The 16246-nt window shown below is 68.2% G+C and carries 17 protein-coding genes; 5 read left to right on the top strand and 12 right to left on the bottom strand.

Translation table 11 applies throughout. The features are described from left to right. Positions 1 to 175 precede the first annotated feature (175 nt). On the top strand, positions 176 to 706 hold the full coding sequence (locus AB0L53_RS44815; RefSeq protein ID WP_364008404.1) for an ATP-binding protein: 531 nt from the start codon (positions 176 to 178) through the stop codon (positions 704 to 706). 724 nt (positions 707 to 1430) lie between these two features. After that, positions 1431 to 1568, top strand: a complete 138-nt coding sequence (locus tag AB0L53_RS44810; RefSeq protein ID WP_364008401.1) for a hypothetical protein — start codon at positions 1431 to 1433, stop codon at positions 1566 to 1568. A 167-nt stretch (positions 1569 to 1735) separates the two neighbouring features. Here AB0L53_RS44810 and AB0L53_RS44805 read toward each other — a convergent pair whose 3' ends face one another. From AB0L53_RS44805 to AB0L53_RS44780, 6 genes are all read right to left on the bottom strand, one after another. Then, complete coding sequence (locus tag AB0L53_RS44805) at positions 1736 to 2881, bottom strand: acetyl-CoA C-acetyltransferase (protein ID WP_357959861.1); 1146 nt, start codon at positions 2879 to 2881, stop codon at positions 1736 to 1738. Positions 2882 to 2952: 71 nt separating this feature from the next. Then, on the bottom strand, positions 2953 to 3879 hold the full coding sequence (locus tag AB0L53_RS44800; protein ID WP_364008398.1) for a hypothetical protein: 927 nt from the start codon (positions 3877 to 3879) through the stop codon (positions 2953 to 2955). A 24-nt stretch (positions 3880 to 3903) separates the two neighbouring features. After that, on the bottom strand, positions 3904 to 4662 hold the full coding sequence (locus AB0L53_RS44795; protein ID WP_358431928.1) for a class F sortase: 759 nt from the start codon (positions 4660 to 4662) through the stop codon (positions 3904 to 3906). Between the two features lie 5 nt (positions 4663 to 4667). Then, entirely contained in the window at positions 4668 to 5573 is a 906-nt protein-coding gene (locus AB0L53_RS44790; RefSeq protein ID WP_364008395.1) for a hypothetical protein, read from the bottom strand. A 132-nt stretch (positions 5574 to 5705) separates the two neighbouring features. Then, positions 5706 to 6485 (bottom strand): class F sortase, encoded by a 780-nt coding sequence (locus tag AB0L53_RS44785; protein ID WP_364008392.1) that lies wholly within the window; start codon positions 6483 to 6485, stop codon positions 5706 to 5708. Next, entirely contained in the window at positions 6482 to 7846 is a 1365-nt protein-coding gene (locus tag AB0L53_RS44780; protein ID WP_364008389.1) for a hypothetical protein, read from the bottom strand. Before AB0L53_RS44780 ends, AB0L53_RS44785 begins: the two co-directional genes overlap by 4 nt. 163 nt (positions 7847 to 8009) lie before the next feature. Here AB0L53_RS44780 and AB0L53_RS44775 point away from each other — a divergent pair, with 163 nt between their 5' ends. Together AB0L53_RS44775 and AB0L53_RS44770 are read left to right on the top strand one after the other, a co-directional pair. After that, the gene (locus tag AB0L53_RS44775) at positions 8010 to 9155 is read left to right on the top strand and encodes an acyl-CoA dehydrogenase family protein (protein ID WP_364008386.1); all 1146 of its coding nucleotides are present in this window, start codon (positions 8010 to 8012) and stop codon (positions 9153 to 9155) included. 52 nt (positions 9156 to 9207) lie between these two features. Beyond that, positions 9208 to 9369 carry a hypothetical protein gene (locus AB0L53_RS44770; protein ID WP_364008383.1) on the top strand — a complete coding sequence of 54 codons (162 nt, stop codon included), beginning with the start codon at positions 9208 to 9210 and terminating at the stop codon, positions 9367 to 9369. On the opposite strand, the gene AB0L53_RS44765 is transcribed toward AB0L53_RS44770, so the two are convergent. After that, positions 9366 to 9794, bottom strand: a complete 429-nt coding sequence (locus AB0L53_RS44765) for a MarR family transcriptional regulator (RefSeq protein ID WP_364008380.1) — start codon at positions 9792 to 9794, stop codon at positions 9366 to 9368. The two genes, AB0L53_RS44770 and AB0L53_RS44765, sit on opposite strands and share 4 nt — an antisense overlap. Before the next feature lie 20 nt (positions 9795 to 9814). Here AB0L53_RS44765 and AB0L53_RS44760 point away from each other — a divergent pair, with 20 nt between their 5' ends. Beyond that, on the top strand, positions 9815 to 10183 hold the full coding sequence (locus AB0L53_RS44760) for a hypothetical protein (RefSeq protein ID WP_364008377.1): 369 nt from the start codon (positions 9815 to 9817) through the stop codon (positions 10181 to 10183). On the opposite strand, the gene AB0L53_RS44755 is transcribed toward AB0L53_RS44760, so the two are convergent. The 5 genes from AB0L53_RS44755 to pdxH all read right to left on the bottom strand — a co-directional run bounded on the left by AB0L53_RS44755 (position 10180) and on the right by pdxH (position 16082). After that, entirely contained in the window at positions 10180 to 10956 is a 777-nt protein-coding gene (locus AB0L53_RS44755) for an alpha/beta fold hydrolase (RefSeq protein WP_364008374.1), read from the bottom strand. The two genes, AB0L53_RS44760 and AB0L53_RS44755, sit on opposite strands and share 4 nt — an antisense overlap. 17 nt (positions 10957 to 10973) lie before the next feature. Then, positions 10974 to 13193: a SpoIIE family protein phosphatase gene (locus AB0L53_RS44750; RefSeq protein WP_357959827.1), complete on the bottom strand. Its 2220-nt coding sequence runs from the start codon at positions 13191 to 13193 to the stop codon at positions 10974 to 10976. 123 nt (positions 13194 to 13316) lie between these two features. After that, complete coding sequence (locus AB0L53_RS44745) at positions 13317 to 14021, bottom strand: metal-dependent transcriptional regulator (protein ID WP_358431939.1); 705 nt, start codon at positions 14019 to 14021, stop codon at positions 13317 to 13319. A 161-nt stretch (positions 14022 to 14182) separates the two neighbouring features. Next, on the bottom strand, positions 14183 to 15418 hold the full coding sequence (locus AB0L53_RS44740; protein WP_364008370.1) for an MFS transporter: 1236 nt from the start codon (positions 15416 to 15418) through the stop codon (positions 14183 to 14185). 10 nt (positions 15419 to 15428) lie between these two features. Continuing rightward, the gene (gene pdxH / locus AB0L53_RS44735) at positions 15429 to 16082 is read right to left on the bottom strand and encodes a pyridoxamine 5'-phosphate oxidase (protein WP_225294082.1); all 654 of its coding nucleotides are present in this window, start codon (positions 16080 to 16082) and stop codon (positions 15429 to 15431) included. Positions 16083 to 16246: the final 164 nt, after the last annotated feature.

Below are 16246 nucleotides of genomic sequence, written 5' to 3'. Positions count from 1 at the left end.
GAACTAGTTCCAGAGAACCTCTTTACATCTGCACATGTGCCAGAGCACCATCGGCATCGAGGATGCCATCACGGAGAGCAATATCTCGCACACCGAGAGTTTCTGGCGACCTCCGTGAGAAAACTGCCCGAAAGGTCCGTTTCGCCCACATCGCAGGTAGTGGAGAGGTCAAAACGTGTTCAGCACGCTTATCAAGGCTGCCCTCTTTTCTGTCGGACGCGGCGGACAGTTCGCCGTTGGAGGAGGTCAATCACCTGGAGCGTCAGGGCTGTTCCTGGCCGAAATCGTGTTGCCTGGTGTGGCGCGTTCGGTGGCGGTGGCACGTCGATGTGTGGGTGAGGTGCTGATGGTGGCAGGGCACGCCGATGTGAACGCCGTCCGGCTCGTGGTCAGTGAGCTAGTGACAAACGCCGTGTCGCACTCCGCATCCGCCGAGGCAGGCGGGTTCGTCACGGTCGAGGTGACCTCCCTGGATATTGCGACGGCCTACATCGAGGTGATCGACGACGGGACGGCCATGACCTTTCCCGAGGTGCGCAACGCCGACGCCGGCGACTGTGGCGGCCGAGGGCTATGGCTGGTCGAAACGTACCGGCCAGATGGGGCGTGCGCGATGAGGGCTACAGACGGCGAGTGGTATGGGCGGAGATGTCCACAAAGAACGACACGTCCGCCTGTGCGGCAAGGACGTGAGTGCGCGAGATGAGGTGCACCGGAGTGTCCTGGACGATTGATCAGGCGTGGTTTTCTCCTCACTGCAGGAGCCCGCACGTGTCCCCTGCGCAGTCGCATGCCGAGCTATTGGTGTGGAACGCGCCCCGTGACAACGGCCGCCACGTGCGCGTCATCGCGTGGACCTGTGAGTGCGCCAGCCCTTTCTACGAGCTGTGCCAGGCGGGCGGGCAGCGATTCATCCGGCGTACTCGAAACGGGCCGAACAAGTGGATCGTTGATGAAAGTGACCGATGGCCTGCCGGGCGGGCGGAGGCACAGTGGCACGCCTTGCTGGCTGGTCTTGTCCGCTGAGGAGAGGCGGCAGCCAGACTGGCCGTACGAGATGGGCTTGCGGGTTTTGGGTGTCGACCCCACACAGGTGTCGACCCACAGGTGTCGACCCACAGGTGTCGACCCACAGGTGTCGACCCACAGGTGTCGGCGGGCACAGGTGTCGGCGGGCACGGGTGTCGGCGAGCGCGTAGAGCGGCAGGTCCGCACGGAACGCGGACGCGAATAAATCGGTTGCCGTGAGCGCCAGACGAGGCATAGTCTCAGTGACATGCGCTTTTACCTGTAATTCGTTGGGGTTGCCAATACCCCGGCCACTCGGCCCCGCCCGGCGGTGTGTATGCCCGCCGACCTCGTCCAGACGCGGCAGCTGAGCTTGTCGACCGGCCCTGGCCGCGTCGTGAATTACGTAAAGGAGCTTCCTCATGCGAGTTCGTTCAGGCAAGAAGAGACACGGTAAGAACCTCCCCGGGCAGGAGACGCCGCCGGTGCCCCGGCAGATGCCGAGGATGCCGCAGCGGCCCATCGCGCCGCCCAGGCGGATCCCGTCCAAGGGACGCTAGTCCACTACCGGGATGGTAGTAAGTGCGGCGCGCGACCCAACGCCATGGGCGCGCCGCACACAACCCGCGGTGCCCCGGCCCCTCGTTCGAGGGGCCGGGGCACCGTCGCGTCAGTACCGGGTGCCGTCCGGCAAGGCCCTGCGCGAGCCTTGTCCCGATGAGCAGTGTTAGAGGCGTTCGATGATGGTGACGTTGGCCTGGCCGCCGCCCTCGCACATCGTCTGGAGGCCGTACCTGCCGCCCGTACGCTCCAGCTCGTGCAGCAGTTTGGTCATCAGGATCGCGCCCGTACCGCCCAGCGGGTGGCCCAGGGCGATGGCGCCGCCGTTGGGGTTGACGGTGGCCGGGTCGGCGCCGAGCTCCTTCATCCAGGCCAGCGGCACCGGCGCGAACGCCTCGTTGATCTCGGTGACGGCGATGTCGTCGATCGACATGCCGGCCTTGTCCAGTGCCCGCCGCGTCGCCGGGATCGGCGCCGTCAGCATGTACACCGGGTCGTCACCCATGAGCGCGAGCTGGTGGATGCGGGCGCGCGGGGTCAGCCCGTGGTCCTTCACGGCCTGCGCCGAGGCGATCAGCACCGCGCCCGAGCCGTCGGAGATCTGCGACGCGGTAGCGGCGGTGATCTGGCCGTCCTCCTTGAGCGTCTTCAGCCCGGCCATCTTCTCCAGCGTCGTGTCCGCCCGTGGCCCCTCGTCGTCGGAGACGTCGTTGATGGGCGCGATCTGGTCCTTGAAGTAGCCGTTCGCGATGGCCTTGGCGGCCCGCTGGTGGGATTCGAAGGCGTACCGCTCCAGCTCCTCGCGCTTGAAGCCCCACTTCTCGCACATCAGCTCCGCGCCGCGGAACTGCGAAATCTCCTGCTTTCCGTACCGTTCGACCCACATGTCGCCGAACGGGAACGGCATGCCCTTCTCCAGCGCGGCCGTGATCGACGAGCCCATGGGGACAATGCTCATCGACTCGACGCCGGCCGCCACGACCAGGTCCTGGGTGCCGGACATGACGCCCTGCGCGGCGAAGTGGATCGACTGCTGCGAGGAGCCGCACTGCCGGTCGATGGTGACACCGGCCGTGGTCTCCGGCAGTCCCGCCGAGAGCCAGGCATTTCGCGCGATGTCCATGCTCTGGGGGCCGAACTGCATGACGCACCCCATGATGACGTCCTCCACCGCGGTGGGGTCGACGCCGGTGCGGTCGATCAGCGCCTTCAGCGTATGAGCGGCCAGGTCAGTGGGGTGGACGGTGGAAAGGCCGCCCTTCTTCTTGCCGACCGGGGTGCGGACCGCCCCGACGATGTACGCCTCTGCCACAGTGCCTCCTGAAACCGAGCATTGTTCGGTTATTAGGGAGAGACTACAACAGAACGATGCTCTACGCCCCGTCACCCTGGGGGCAGAAGGTCCTCCGCCGCATCGATCCGGAACCGCCACCGGTCCACGATCAGCCCGTTCAGCGCGTCCGCCAGACGCAGCGCGAGCGCGCCGACCTTCTCGGGGTCGTCGCCGCGCAGCTCGATCGCGGTCAGCTCGGTGGCGAAGGGCAGGAGCTCCTGTACGGCGGGCGGACGACCCTTTTCCGGGACCACGAGGACCCGTATGTCGCCGACCGTGTAGAGGAAATCGTCCGGGTTGATGTCGTCGCCAGGAGCAGCAGTAGCCTCGGCGACTTCAGCGACTTCAGCGGCTTCAGCGGCTTCGGTGGCTGCTTCAGTCTCAGCGTCGGCGCTCGTTTCAGCTTCAGCGTCGGTTTCGGGGTCCTTTTCGGCTTCCGTGTCGACGGTCGCACCCGTACCGGCCTCTGTGGGCGTGGCGTCGGCAGTGGTGGTGCCCTCGGGCGCGGTGTCGTCCGTAGCGCTGTCGTCGCTGCCGGTCTCGTCACCCACGTCAGCCTTCGGGCTGTCGTCGAGGCCGCTCAGCACCGCCCGCAGCTCATCCGGCGTCGGCCGTTCCGGAAGGATCACCGCTGGACCGCCACGATCGCTGTCGGCGGGGTCGGTCACCTCGCCTCTGCACACAGCCAGCCCGCCGAGGCGGAAGGCGATCCCCTCGGCCAGGTAGCGGTCGAAGTAGTCGAACGGCAGCGGGCCCTCCGCCACCACCCGGCAGGCCCACACCTGTTCCAGCTCGCCGCCCACCAACTCGGGCTCGGCCTCGACCGGGGCGTGCACCCGGACGTCCACCGCCACGATGTCGGCGCCGTCCTCGCGGGCCTCCGGGTCTGCCAGCCGTACCAGTCGCAGGAGATCTGCCTGGCTCGGTTTGGCGGGCAACGCCGCCGTCGGGCCAGTACGCAGTCTCCGCTTAGCCATCCAGCCCATGACGCGCCTCCGCGTTCAGCCTCGATAGGAGCTTGTCATCGTCGCATAGACGATGATGTTGTCGGTGTAGTGACCGATACTGCGGTTGTACGTGCCGCCGCAGGTGATGAGGTGGAGCTGGGCGTTGGCGTTGGGCTGGTTGCCGTAGACGCGCTGAGTGGGGAACGTCTTCTTGCTCGCCTGCTCGACGCCGCCGACGGTGAACACCGCGGTCGTACGGTCCTGCCGCTTGACCTCGATGGTGTCGCCGTTGCGGATCTCGTACAGGCGGCTGAAGACGGCACTGCGCGTCCGGGTGTCCTTGTGCCCGAGCATCACGGCCGGACCGGCTTCGCCGGGGGTGGACATGTTGCGGTACCAGCCGACCAGGTTGGGATTGTTGGCCGCCGGCACCTGGATCGTCCCGTCCTTGGCGAGCCCAAGGGACTCGACCGGCGCGTTGATCCCCAGTCTCTTGATCACGATCCGCTGCGGAGTGGACGGCAACATCGCAGGCGCGGGGTCCGGCAGCGGCAGCGGCGGCGGCACCGTGGGGGCCGCCTTGAACAGGGCCTGCGCCGGCTGCCCCGTCGTCTTGCCGTCGGGCTGCACGGTGACGGGCAGCGTGTCCCGCTGGCTGGCCAGGCCGTACTCCTCGGGCGAACGGAGCACGATCAGCAGCCCGGCCACCACGGTCACCACTCCGGCCACGGCGGCGAGGATCAGCACCGACCTGAGTACGGTGCTGCCCCTGTCCTGCGGCGGCTCGCCCCCGTAGGGGTACTGTCCGGCCACCTCGATCAGCCTCTGGTGGCGGAACGGCGACGCATGACGAGTCCTCCAACGCCGGCGGCGAGTATCAGTGCGGATCCGGTCAGCACGACCATCCTGCCGTCGGGACCCATGTCACCGCCACCACCTGTGTCGGCTCCGGCCTTGGGGGTCTTGGAGCTCTTGGTGGTGGTCTTCGTCGCCGTGGGGGTCTTGGTGACGTAGGCGGTGCGCGTCTTGGTGGGCTTGGGGGTGGGAGTGGGTGTCGGCGTGGGGGTGGGGGTGGGCGTTGTGCTCGGGGTGGAGCTGCCGGTCGGAGTGCCGGTGGGGGTGCCGGTCGCGACGGTGATCAGGGCCGCAGCGGCGGTCGCCTCGGCCTCGGAGCCGGCCTTGACCGTGCAGGTGTACCGGGTAGTCGCTGTCGTGCCGCTTGTGGGGCCTACCTGCAGAACGAAGTCGTCGGGCACCACGGCGATCACACCGGTCGCCTTGGGCGTGAGCGAGATCAGGACCGGCGGAATAGGCATCGTCGCCGTGGGGGAAACGGCGCCCGGCGTCATGGAGGCGCCAACTGACCGTGTCTCGGTCGGACTGGGATTCGGCGTTCCAGTGACGACCACTGTCGCCTGGATGACCACGCGGTCCGTAGCGGCGATCGACGATGATGCCGTGAGCGACGGAGTGGCGAGCGGCTGGCCGATCTTCCACGTCACCACCGCTGCGGAGCTGGGCACTGGTGCGGTCAGCGGCCCTTGCAGGTCCATCTCGAACTTGTAGTCGGTGCCCGTGCCTGTGCCCGATGTGCACGTGTAGGTAACCGGTTTCGGCGCCATCGCGGAGGCCATCGCCGGAACCACCCAGAAGATACCCGCACCCGCTAAGGCCAGGCCAGATGCCTTGAGGGCGAGGCGGTGCCTCGCCTTGGACGTCAGCACTGTCCTTCTCCGTTCAGCGCGCAGTATCAACAGGCGTACCAGAATCCCAGCCGTTGGTCACGGTTAGGTAGCGATGATACGAACTGTCCCTGTGAAGTTCGCGTAAACCCTACAAGCAAGCACTTGCCACCCTTACCCCTTCTTCTTGGACAGGGTGGCGTACACGATGATGTTGTCCGTGTAACTGTGGGCCGTCTTGTTGAAGACGCCCCCGCAAGTGATCAGCCTGAGCTGCGCGTTCTTCGTGTTCCCGTACACCCGAGCCGTCGGGAACGAGGACTTGCTGACCTGCTCGACCCCACTCACCGTGAACCGCGTCACCTTTTTGTCCGACCGGTACACGTAGATCTGGTCCCCCTTGGCCACCTCGGAGAGCCGGTAGAACACCGCCGCGCCCTTCTTGGTGCTCACGTGGCCGTTGATCACCGCGGGCCCGAGCTCGCCCGGGACCGGCGAGAACTTGTACCAGCCCGTGAGGCCGGGCTTCGTCAGCGGCGGGGTCGTGAGGTTGCCCTTGAGGTCGACGGTGACCGAGCCGATGGTGGCGTTGACCTTGATCTTGGGGATCTTGATCCGGTACGGCTTCGCCTTCGTGGCCTTGGTCTTGGCCGGCGGGATGGCCGCGACGACCGGGGCGGCGGCCAGCGGCGGCGGCGCGTCGAGGCGGGCGGGGGTGAGCGGCACGTTCTTGCCGCCGGGGCCCACGGTCGGCGGCAGGACGAAGGCACCCGCCGCGTTCTGGATCTGGACCGTGTCGCCCGGCTGCTGGGCCTGCGGCCCGGGACCCGAGCCGTCGTCCACGGCCGGCGCCAGCGACAGCAGGCCGACCATGATGGCGCCCACCCCGCCCAGCGACCCGGCGATCAGCAGCCCGGGAAGTGCCCTGTTCAGCAGCGGCTTCTGCTCGGTCATGACTCGACTCCTCCGGCATGCTCGGCCTTGCGCCGTCGTAGCAGCAGCCCTCCTGTGGCGCTGCCCATCAGCAGCATCGAGCCGCCCGCGATCAGCCCGTATGACCCGCCGCCCGGCGGCTCAGGCGCCTCACCGGAGTCGACCCCGCCCTTGGGTGTCTTGGCGACCTGCGCCTTGACGTACGTGGTCTTGGTCGTGGTCGGTTTGGGGGTCGCCGTGCTCGTACTGGTGCGTACGCTCCCCGGTATCACGCTCACCAGGCCGTCGTTCGTGCCCGGCGGGTTGTTGTGCGGGAGCGTGGGGGTGGGTGTGGTCGGGTCCGGGGTCGGCGTGCCGGTGGGACCCGTCGGGGTGGGCGTGGTCACCGTGGGGCTCGAGGTGGGGGTTGGCGAGGTGGGTGTGGCGCCGGGCACCGTCACGTCGATGGCGCCGGGGTCGTTCTGCAGCGTGCAGGTGGCCTGGTTGTGGGTCGGCGGCTCGTTCAGGTCGCCGGTGCTCACCTTGAAGGCGTCCACATAGGCGACCTTGGACTCGGTGTTGATGACCTCGATCGTGTGGGGTCCGTAGGGGAGCTCCGGCGACTCCCACAGGACCTCCTTGGCCTTGGTACCGGTCATCGGAGTGCCGTCGCGGTCCAGACCCGGCTCGACCAGCCCGTCGGTCACGGTGTCGCCATCGAGGAGCACGCGGATCTCGCTGAGGTCCCGCTCGCGCCTGCTGATGTAGGAGACCTGGGTGCCGACGAAGCTCAGCTTGGCGATCCCGTCCTTCTGGTTGGTCTTGTGCAGGTCGTAGAGGTGGTCGCCGAACTCTTCCTCGGTGCTGATCCGATTCCAGTCAGGCGTGTATGAGATGACCGCCTTGTGGTTGTTGACCATCACCTCGCCCTTGGCGGGGGTGAACCGGACCGTCAGTGCGCCCGGCCTGACCCGGATGGTGCCTGGGTTCTTCACGATGACACCTGCGGACAGGCCCTCGGGGAGCTTGAGCTGGTCACCGAGTACGAGCTCGCCCTGGTCCTTGCTGCCCTTCGGCCGGAGCTGACCGTCCCAGGCGCCGGTGATGTCCACCACGCCTTCGAGGTTGAGCGTCGAACCCGCCGGGAAGAAGCCTGGCGACCCGAACCGGCGAGTGCCCTGATACTTCAGCGCCCACCCGACGTCCAGCGTGCCGCCCGCGGCGATCTTGGGCGTGATCGTGGCCTCCAACTGCACGCCGTTCGTACCGGCGACACCACCCGTGCAGAGGTACTTCGCGACGAGCGAGGACTCCGCCGACCCTGAGGGGGATGACACCACGAACGCGGCCGACGCCGCCATGCCGACCGATGCGGCGATGAACGCCTTACTCCACCGATTCACGGCACACTCCGATCAACACAGTTGGCCGAAGGTCGATCTTAGGGTCGATATCCGCCGAACACCGCAACTACCGGCACTTGTGATGAACCCGTGTCCGCCCCCGCAAACCGGCAACAGAATCGTATTCTGTCCAGCACGACCACCCCCCACTTGGAGGCGACTGATGCGGCGAGACCTCTTCGACGAGGAGCACCTGCTCTTCCAGGAGACCGTGCGCGAGTTCATGGCCCGTGAAGTCGTGTCACACCACGGCCAGTGGGAGAAGGACGGCATCGTCCCGCGTGATGTGTGGAAGAAGGCCGGGGAGATCGGCCTGTTCGGGTTCTCCGTCCCCGAGGAGTACGGCGGGGCCGGTGTCACCGACTTCCGGTTCAACGCGGTCATCGTCGAGGAGATCATCCGGCATGGCGCGTCAGGGCTCGGGTTCGGGCTGCACAACGACATCATGGCGCCGTACCTCGTCGACCTGACGGACGAGGAGCAGAAGCGGCGCTGGCTGCCCGGGTTCGTCAGCGGCGAGCTCATCACGGCGATCGGGATGACCGAGCCGGGCGCCGGGAGCGACCTGCAGGGGGTCAGGACGACGGCGGTCCTCGAAGGCGATCATTACCTGGTCAACGGGCAGAAGACGTTCATCACGAACGGGATCAACGCCGACCTCGTCGTGGTGGTCGCCAAGACCGACCCCGCGGGCGGGGCGCGCGGCACCACGCTGCTGGTCGTCGAGCGGGGCATGGAGGGGTTCGGGCGGGGTCGCAATCTCGACAAGATCGGGATGAAGGCGCAGGACACGGCCGAGCTGTTCTTCGAGAACGTCCGCGTCCCCGTGGCCAACCGGCTCGGCGCCGAAGAGGGCCAGGGCTTCTTCCAGCTCATGAACAATCTGCCGCAGGAGCGGCTGTCCATCGCGGTGGCGGCGGTCGCGGCGGCGGAGACGGTGCTGGAGCAGACCATCGAGTACTGCAAGTCCCGTCAGGCTTTCGGACGAAATATCGGGTCCTTCCAGAACACCCGGTTCGTCCTGGCGGAGCTGGCCACCGAGACGGAGATCGCCCGCCACTACGTGGACAAGTGCATCCGGGCGCTCAACGCCAAGGAGCTGACCGTGGTCGACGCCGCCAAGGCCAAGTGGTGGACCACCGAGCTCCAGAACAAGGTCATCGACCGCTGCCTCCAGTTGCACGGCGGCTACGGCTACATGATGGAGTACCCGGTCGCCAAGGCGTGGATCGACAGCCGCGTCCAGAGCATCTACGGCGGCACGACCGAGATCATGAAGGAGATCATCGGAAGGTCCTTCGGGTTCTAGAATCCGGCCACATGACGCGCGAGAGGCGCCCCGACGCCGCATACTGGTCAGCATGTACGGCGGCCTGATCCTGCTGGTTTTTCTGGCGTTGCTGTTCGCCTGGGGGCTCAACCGCGTGCGCCGCGTGTTGCGCCTGGGGCCGGTGGGCTACGTCGGGGTGATGATCGTCTTCGTCATTGTCATGCTGCTCATCTATGGGCAGACGGTCCGCTAGCCGGGGAGCCCCTCGACGAAGCGGGTGAGGAGCCGCGCGAACTCCGCGCGCTCCGCGTCCGACCATCCCGTCATCGCCTCGGCGAACGCCGCCTGCCTGCCGCGATGTGCCTGCTCCAGCGCCGTCCGGCCGGCGTCGGTCAGCACGAGCAGCGCCCGGCGCCCGTCGGCCTGATCCGCCCGCCGCTCGACCAGGCCGGCCGCGACGGCCGCCGCCACCAGCCTGCTCGCCCTCGGCTGGTCGACCGAGAGCGCCTCGGCCACCGTGGAGACGGTGGCGGGCGCGCTCGCGGACTCGATCACGTCGAGCACCTCGAACTCCGGACCCGGCGCGCCCTGCAGCCGCGCCAGCGCGCGCCTGCTCTGCCTGCGCCTGATGGCGACCATCGCGCGCTCGACCGCGGAAATTTCATTGTCATAGTACATATAGTTGCTATTATACATCCATGAACCGAAGAATCGGCTTCCTCCTCAAGCATGTCCACACCCTCCTTGAGGACACGATGGCCCGCGCACTCCACGACCATGACCTCTCGCGCCGCCAATGGCAGGCGCTCAACGCCGCGGCCGAGGGCGACGACCCGTACGAGGCGCTGAAGGCGTTCGACGGCATCGGCGACGCGGTGCGCGAACTGACCGCCAGGGGATGGATCACCGGCACCACCATCACGGAGGAGGGCAAGACGGCCCACGCGGCGGTCCTCGATCGCGTGGGCGAGTTCAGGCAACTCGCCGTCCAGGGCGTGAGCACGCAGGACTTCCAGACCACCCTCGCGGTCCTGAACCAGATGGCCGCCAATCTAGAGGCCGCCTAACCTCCGCTACCCTCCAGCAGCACCCGGGCCACCAGCCCCGGATCGTCGCTCATCGGCACGTGACCGCAGCCCTTGAGCAGCTTGACCCGCTGCCCCGACCACCTGGCGGCGCGTACGGCCTGGCGGCGCGGCAGCAGCCGGTCGTGCTCGCCCCAGGCGATCGTGATGGGCGACTTGGGCGGCGCGGGCGGCATCACTCCGGCGAACGCCTCCAGCGTCTCGTCGAAGCCGGGCGCACCACCCAGCGCCTGGGTGGCGGCGATCAGCGCCGTCGGCGACAGCCGGGACGGATGGGCCACCAGGAGCCCGGCCGACAGGGCCCGGCCGAGGGGGTTCTCGGCTAGCCCGATGGCCTGCTCCGGCGGCAGCGACCTGGCCGTGGCCCGCAGCGCGCGCAGCACCGACCGGCAGTACAGCAGCTCGGAGCGCGACCAGAAACCCGCGGGCGACAGCGCGGTGGCGGTGCGGACCACGCCGCGCGAGGCCAGCTCCAGCGCGATGTAGCCGCCGAGGGAGTTGCCCGCGACATGCGGCTCGCGCACGCCGAGCAGCGCGCAGAACGACTCGACCGCGTCGGCGAGCGACTCCGCGGTGTACGGCGTGCCGTCGGGCAGGCCGGGCGAGACGCCGAAGCCGGGCAGGTCGACGGCGATGACGGTACGCGAGGCGGCGAGGCGGTCCATGACCGGCAGCCATGCCTGCCAGTGGTGCCCGATGCCGTGCAGGAGGATCAGTGGCTCGCCGGTGCCGCGTCGTTCGAAGGCCAGGTCCATGGCTTCGAGCCAATCACTCAGCGGCTACGGGTGGGAATCTCGAACCAGACCGCTTTGCCTTCCCTGGTGGGTCTCGACCCCCAGCGCCTGGCGAGCTGGTCCACCAGGTAAAGGCCCCGCCCGCCCTCGTCGTTCTCCCCCGCGCTGCGGATCCGGGGCAGGCGCAGGTCCTGGTCGAACACCTCGACCCAGACCGACTCCTCACCCCTGCGCAGCCGCAGCGTGAACTCCTTGTCGCTCACCACTTCGTCCTCGAAGCCGGGCACGTCCCACGACTCCTCGAACGGCAGCGGCGGCCCCTCGACGACCAGCTCCCTGCGGGGCACGCTTCCGTGGGCCGCGTGGAGCACCACGTTGGTGACGACCTCGGAGACGAGCAGGCAGGCCAGCTCGGCGCGCTCCTCGGGGACGTTCCAGCCGCCGAACGCCTCGGAGGCCATCCGGCGCGCCTCGCCGACCATGATCGGCTGGGCCGGGAACGTGCGCTCCTCGACGTCGAGGTCCGACTCGCTCGACCGGACCACCAGGATCGCCATGTCGTCGTCGATCTCGCCGGGCACCGCGACGGTCGCCGCGTCGGCCACCCGCTCCACCTCGGCGTCGGCCATCTTCGCCAGCTTCTCGCAGAGGACGCCCAGCGTCTCCTCGTCGCTCGGCATCCGGCCGTCACGGCCGGGGCGGCGGTCGACCAGGCCGTCGGTGTAGAGGAGCAGTGCCGCGCCGGGCGGCAGCGTGCGGGTCTCCTCCTTGTAGACGAGGTCGGCGTGCAGGCCCTTGGCGCGTACGCCCAACGGCTGGCCGACCTCCTCGATGTCGAGCTCGACGCACTGGCCGTCGACGAGCAGCAACGGCGGCGCGTGCCCGGCGTTGGCGAACGACAGCTGCCGCGACCAAGCGTCGTAGACGAGGTATTGGCAGGTCACGATCGGCGGGACGCTGATGTCGGCGCCGCTGTCGTCCTTCTCGGGAGTGGCGATGATGCGGGTCCACTCGTCGAGCCTGGCCAGGATGTCGGCCGGTGACTTGTCGTCCTGCGCGAAGGCCCGCAGCGCCGCCCTGAGCTGGCCCATGATGGCCGCGGCCTTGGCGCCCCGGCCCTCCACGTCGCCGATGACGATGCCGACGCGACCGGCCGACAGCGGGATCACGTCATACCAGTCGCCGCCGACCTGGGTCTGGATGCCCTGGCCGTGGGAGGCGAGGGGCGCCGCCGGGTAGTAGCGCACCGCGATCTGCAGGCCGTCGAGCTGGGGCAGCGCGCGCGGCAGCAGGTGCTTCTGGAAGGACTCGGCGGTGTGCCGCTCCTCCTCGAACAGCAGCGCGTTGTCGATCGCGAGCGCGACCCGGGTGGCGATGGCGCCGACGAAGTCGCGGTCGAAAGCGTCGTAGTGGGGGCTGCGGCGGTCGGTCAGGTTGGACAGCCCGAGGTACATCAGGCCGAGCGTCTCGCCGCGTACGCACAAGGGGGCCACGATGGCGGAGGTCATGCCGACCTCGCCGCACAGCTTGGCGCTGCCCTCGCTCGGCGACGGAAAGCTGCTGACGGCGAAGTCCTCGACGAGGATGGTCTCCTGGCGGCGCAGCGCGGTGTCGGCGTAGTGGGAGGCGGGGTAGCGGATCTCCGCGCCCACGGGCTTCCAGGTGCCGGCCGGTGGGCTCCAGCCCTGGACGTGCTGCGAGACCCGCCGGACCAGCCGGTCGCCCTCCATCAACTCGATGAAGCAGTGGTCGGCGAACTGCGGGACGAGCATCTCGGCCACCCGCTTGAGCGTCTCCTCGACGTAAAGGGAGCCGGCCAGCCGCTCGCCGATGCGCTCCAGCAGGCCGAAGCGGTCCTTCTCCCGCTCGTTGCTGCGCAGCGCCTCACGGGCGGTGACGACGATGCCGGTCACCGACCCCGAGGGGTGGCGCAGCGGCACGGCCTGGGCGCGGACGTAGACGATCGTGCCGTCACCCCGCCGCACGTCGAAGGTGCCCTCCCACACCCCGCCCTTGAGCACATGCTTGGTGAGCTCGATGGCGAGCGGGTGATCCTTCTCCATGATGCCCAGCGACAGCATCGAGGTGTCACGTGACGACTTCGACGGGCGGCCGAAGAGCTTCTCGGCGAAGGGGTTCCAATAGAGGAGATTGCTGAAACGGTCGGTCACCACGACCGCCATCTCGGCATGATCAAGCACGGATTCAGCCGCCAGATGATCAGCCTCTTCCTGGGACACATCCCCCCAACGCTTCATCCGGAGACCACTCCTAGGGAGGGCATGTGCGCAATGCGAACCACGGGCACTCCTGCAACAGCGTCGACCGGCCGGGAGTGGAGGGCCTCCCAATAGGGATTCAACCAAGGAGTAGCGGGCGAGTCAGCGCCTGGAGACGAAAACATGCGCGGCAACGTCACGCGGAAGCTCCGCGAGAGTGTCGTTCGCGTCACCGTCACCTGTCACCCGCACACCGTCGTCGCTCGCCGCGAGCGTCACCTCGCGTCCGGGTTGTATCCCAACTTGCTTGAGTTTAAGCATCACAGCAGGATCGCTTTGCACTTGTTCGCTAATTCGCCGCACGACCACGGGTATATCTCTTGGTCCGGCGAGGTCGGACATGGATGTCAAGAGGCTGGGGCCACCCTCAACGGGCTCTCTGGCGCCCAGCTCGCCCAGCCCGGGGATCGGGTTGCCGTGCGGGCAGACCGTCGGGTTGTCGAGCAGCGTCACCAGCCGGGTCTCCACGGACTCGGACATCACGTGCTCCCAGCGGCACGCCTCGATGTGCACGTCTTCCCAGGGCAGGCCGATCACCTGGGTCAGCAGGCACTCCGCGAGCCGGTGCTTGCGCATCACGCGTGTGGCCAGGGTGCGCCCGAGGTCGGTCATCGACAGGTGGCGGTCACCTTCGACGCGGACCAGGCCGTCGCGCTCCATCCGGGCCACGGTCTGGCTCACGGTGGGACCGCTCTGCTGGAGCCGCTCCGCGATGCGCGCGCGCAACGGGACGATGCCCTCCTCCTCGAGCTCGAAAATCGTGCGGAGGTACATCTCCGTGGTGTCGATCAGGCCGTGTGCGGTCAAGGCTCCTCCCAACTGAATGCTACGCCGGTCAGGGCAGGGTCTGGACCCGTCGGCGACGGGGCACAGAAGTCACTCGGAACCCTATGGGGAGAACGACCGGCAGGGGTGACGCTCCACAACAACCGAGCACGCTGATTACTTCCCGATCGTGAGGAAAGCGGCTAACCGGCCCGGTAGTTCCGGAAGCTCGGCACCGACAGTCCGACGATCAGGACCGCGACGGCACACGCCAGCCCGCCGCCCACCCACGCCCACGTCAGCCCGAACCACACGGCGGTCAGCCCGGCCCGCAGGTCGCCCAGGCGCGGCCCGCCCGCCACGACCACCATGAACGCCCCCTGCATCCGCCCGCGCATCTCGTCAGGAGCGTGCAGCTGCAGGATGGACTGCCGCCAGACCGACGAGACCATGTCGGCCACGCCCCCAACGGCCATCAGCACGACCATGAGCCAGAGCTGCTGGGCTAACCCGGCCGCGGCCACGCTGAGCCCCCAGAGCGCGATCGTGACCGTCAGCGCCACCCCCTGACGGCGTACCCGGCCCACCCAGCCGGAGCCGAGCGCGCCGAGCACCGCGCCGATGGCCATGCCGGCGGACAGCCAGCCGAGCGCGATCGGCGAGCCGTCGAAGCGCTCGGACACGGCCTGCGGGATCAGCGCCCTTGGCAGCGCGAACACCATCGCGATGATGTCCACGACGAACGACATCAGCAGGACCGGCCCGGTCGCGATGTAGCGCAGCCCGTCGATCACCGACCGCCAGCCGGGCCGCTGGATCTCCCCCATCGGGAGCAGCCGGGGCAGCCGGATCGACGCGTAGAGGCTGGCCGTGAAGAGCACCGCGTCGATTCCGTACGCCAGCGCGTAGCCCTGCCAGGCCAGCAGCACGCCCGCGATCATCGGCCCGATGATCGCGCCGAACCCGAAGACCAGTGAGTTGAGCGCGTTGGCGGCGGGCACCAGCTCGGCGGGCAGGATTCTCGGGATGATCGCGCCGCGGGCGGGCGAGGTCATCGCGAACCCGGTGGCGCTCACGGCCGCGGCGAGCAGCAGCAGGTAGACGTTGCCCAGGCCGAGGAGGGCCTGGGCCAGGATGAAGAGCGTCGCGCCCCAGGAGATGAGCGAGCTGGTGATCAGCAGCCGGCGCCGGTCGACCGCGTCGGCGAACGCCCCGCCCCACAGCCCGAACACCAGGAGTGGGAGCAGGTTGGCCAGACCCAGCAGGCCGACCCAGAACGAGGACTGGGTGAGGTCCCAAACCTGCTTGCTGACCGCGACGACGGTCACGCCGATGCCGATGTTGGCGATGGCCTGACCGGACCAGAGGCGTCTATAGGTGGGAACGGCCAGCGGCCGTATGTCTATGAGATGACGCTTGACCAACTCCCCGATTGCCACTTAAGGCACATTAAGGGGCAAGCCTCTCCAGAACCCATCCGGGGCGGGTTCGCCGGTATCGCAGCCTGTCATGCATCCTGTCAAGCTGCCCCTGCCAGAACTCCACCTCCAGCGGGCTGACCCGGAACCCACCCCAGAAGTCGGGAACGGGCGGATGCTCCGGCCACCGGGCGGCGAGCTCGTCGTATCGGGCGTCCAACTCCTCCCTGGACCGCACGACCGCGGACTGGCGTGACGCCCAGGCCCCGATCCGCGAGCCGTACGGCCTGGAGTTGAAGTAGTCGGCCGACTCCTCATGCGAGAGCCGCACGACCGTGCCCTCGATCCGCACCTGGCGGCGGATCGGGTGCCAAGGGAACAGCAGCGACGCGCGGGCGTTCTCGGCCAGGTCGCGGCCCTTGCGCGACTCGTAGTTGGTGTAGAAGACGAACCCCTGCTCGTCATAGCCCTTCAGCAGGACGGTCCTGGCGCTCGGCCGGCCGCCGGCCGAGGCCGTGGCCAGCACCATGGCGTTCGGTTCCGGCAGGCCGGCCGTGAGCGCCTCCTGGAACCAGGTGGCGAATTGGGTGATCGGATCGGCGGAGAGATCGGCTTCGAGCAGCGGCTCGCCCTCATACGTACGGCGAAGCCCCGCCAGCGCGGGCGGGCGCGAGGTGGCATCCACGAGACGGTATTCTTGCGCGCTTGATGGCAGATCCCACACAACACTCCCTACCAGCGGCTTTCGCGTTCCGGCGGGTCCGGAGACCGACCACGGGCGGGTAGGGGGTTAAATTGACCCGCCGGTATCTCGACATCAAGGCATTGCCGCAACATGGCAAGAAAGGG

It is taken from the genome of Nonomuraea sp. NPDC052129, assembly GCF_040680095.1.
GTDB lineage: Bacteria > Actinomycetota > Actinomycetes > Streptosporangiales > Streptosporangiaceae > Nonomuraea.
This window is presented reverse-complemented; position numbering and strand designations above follow the sequence as displayed.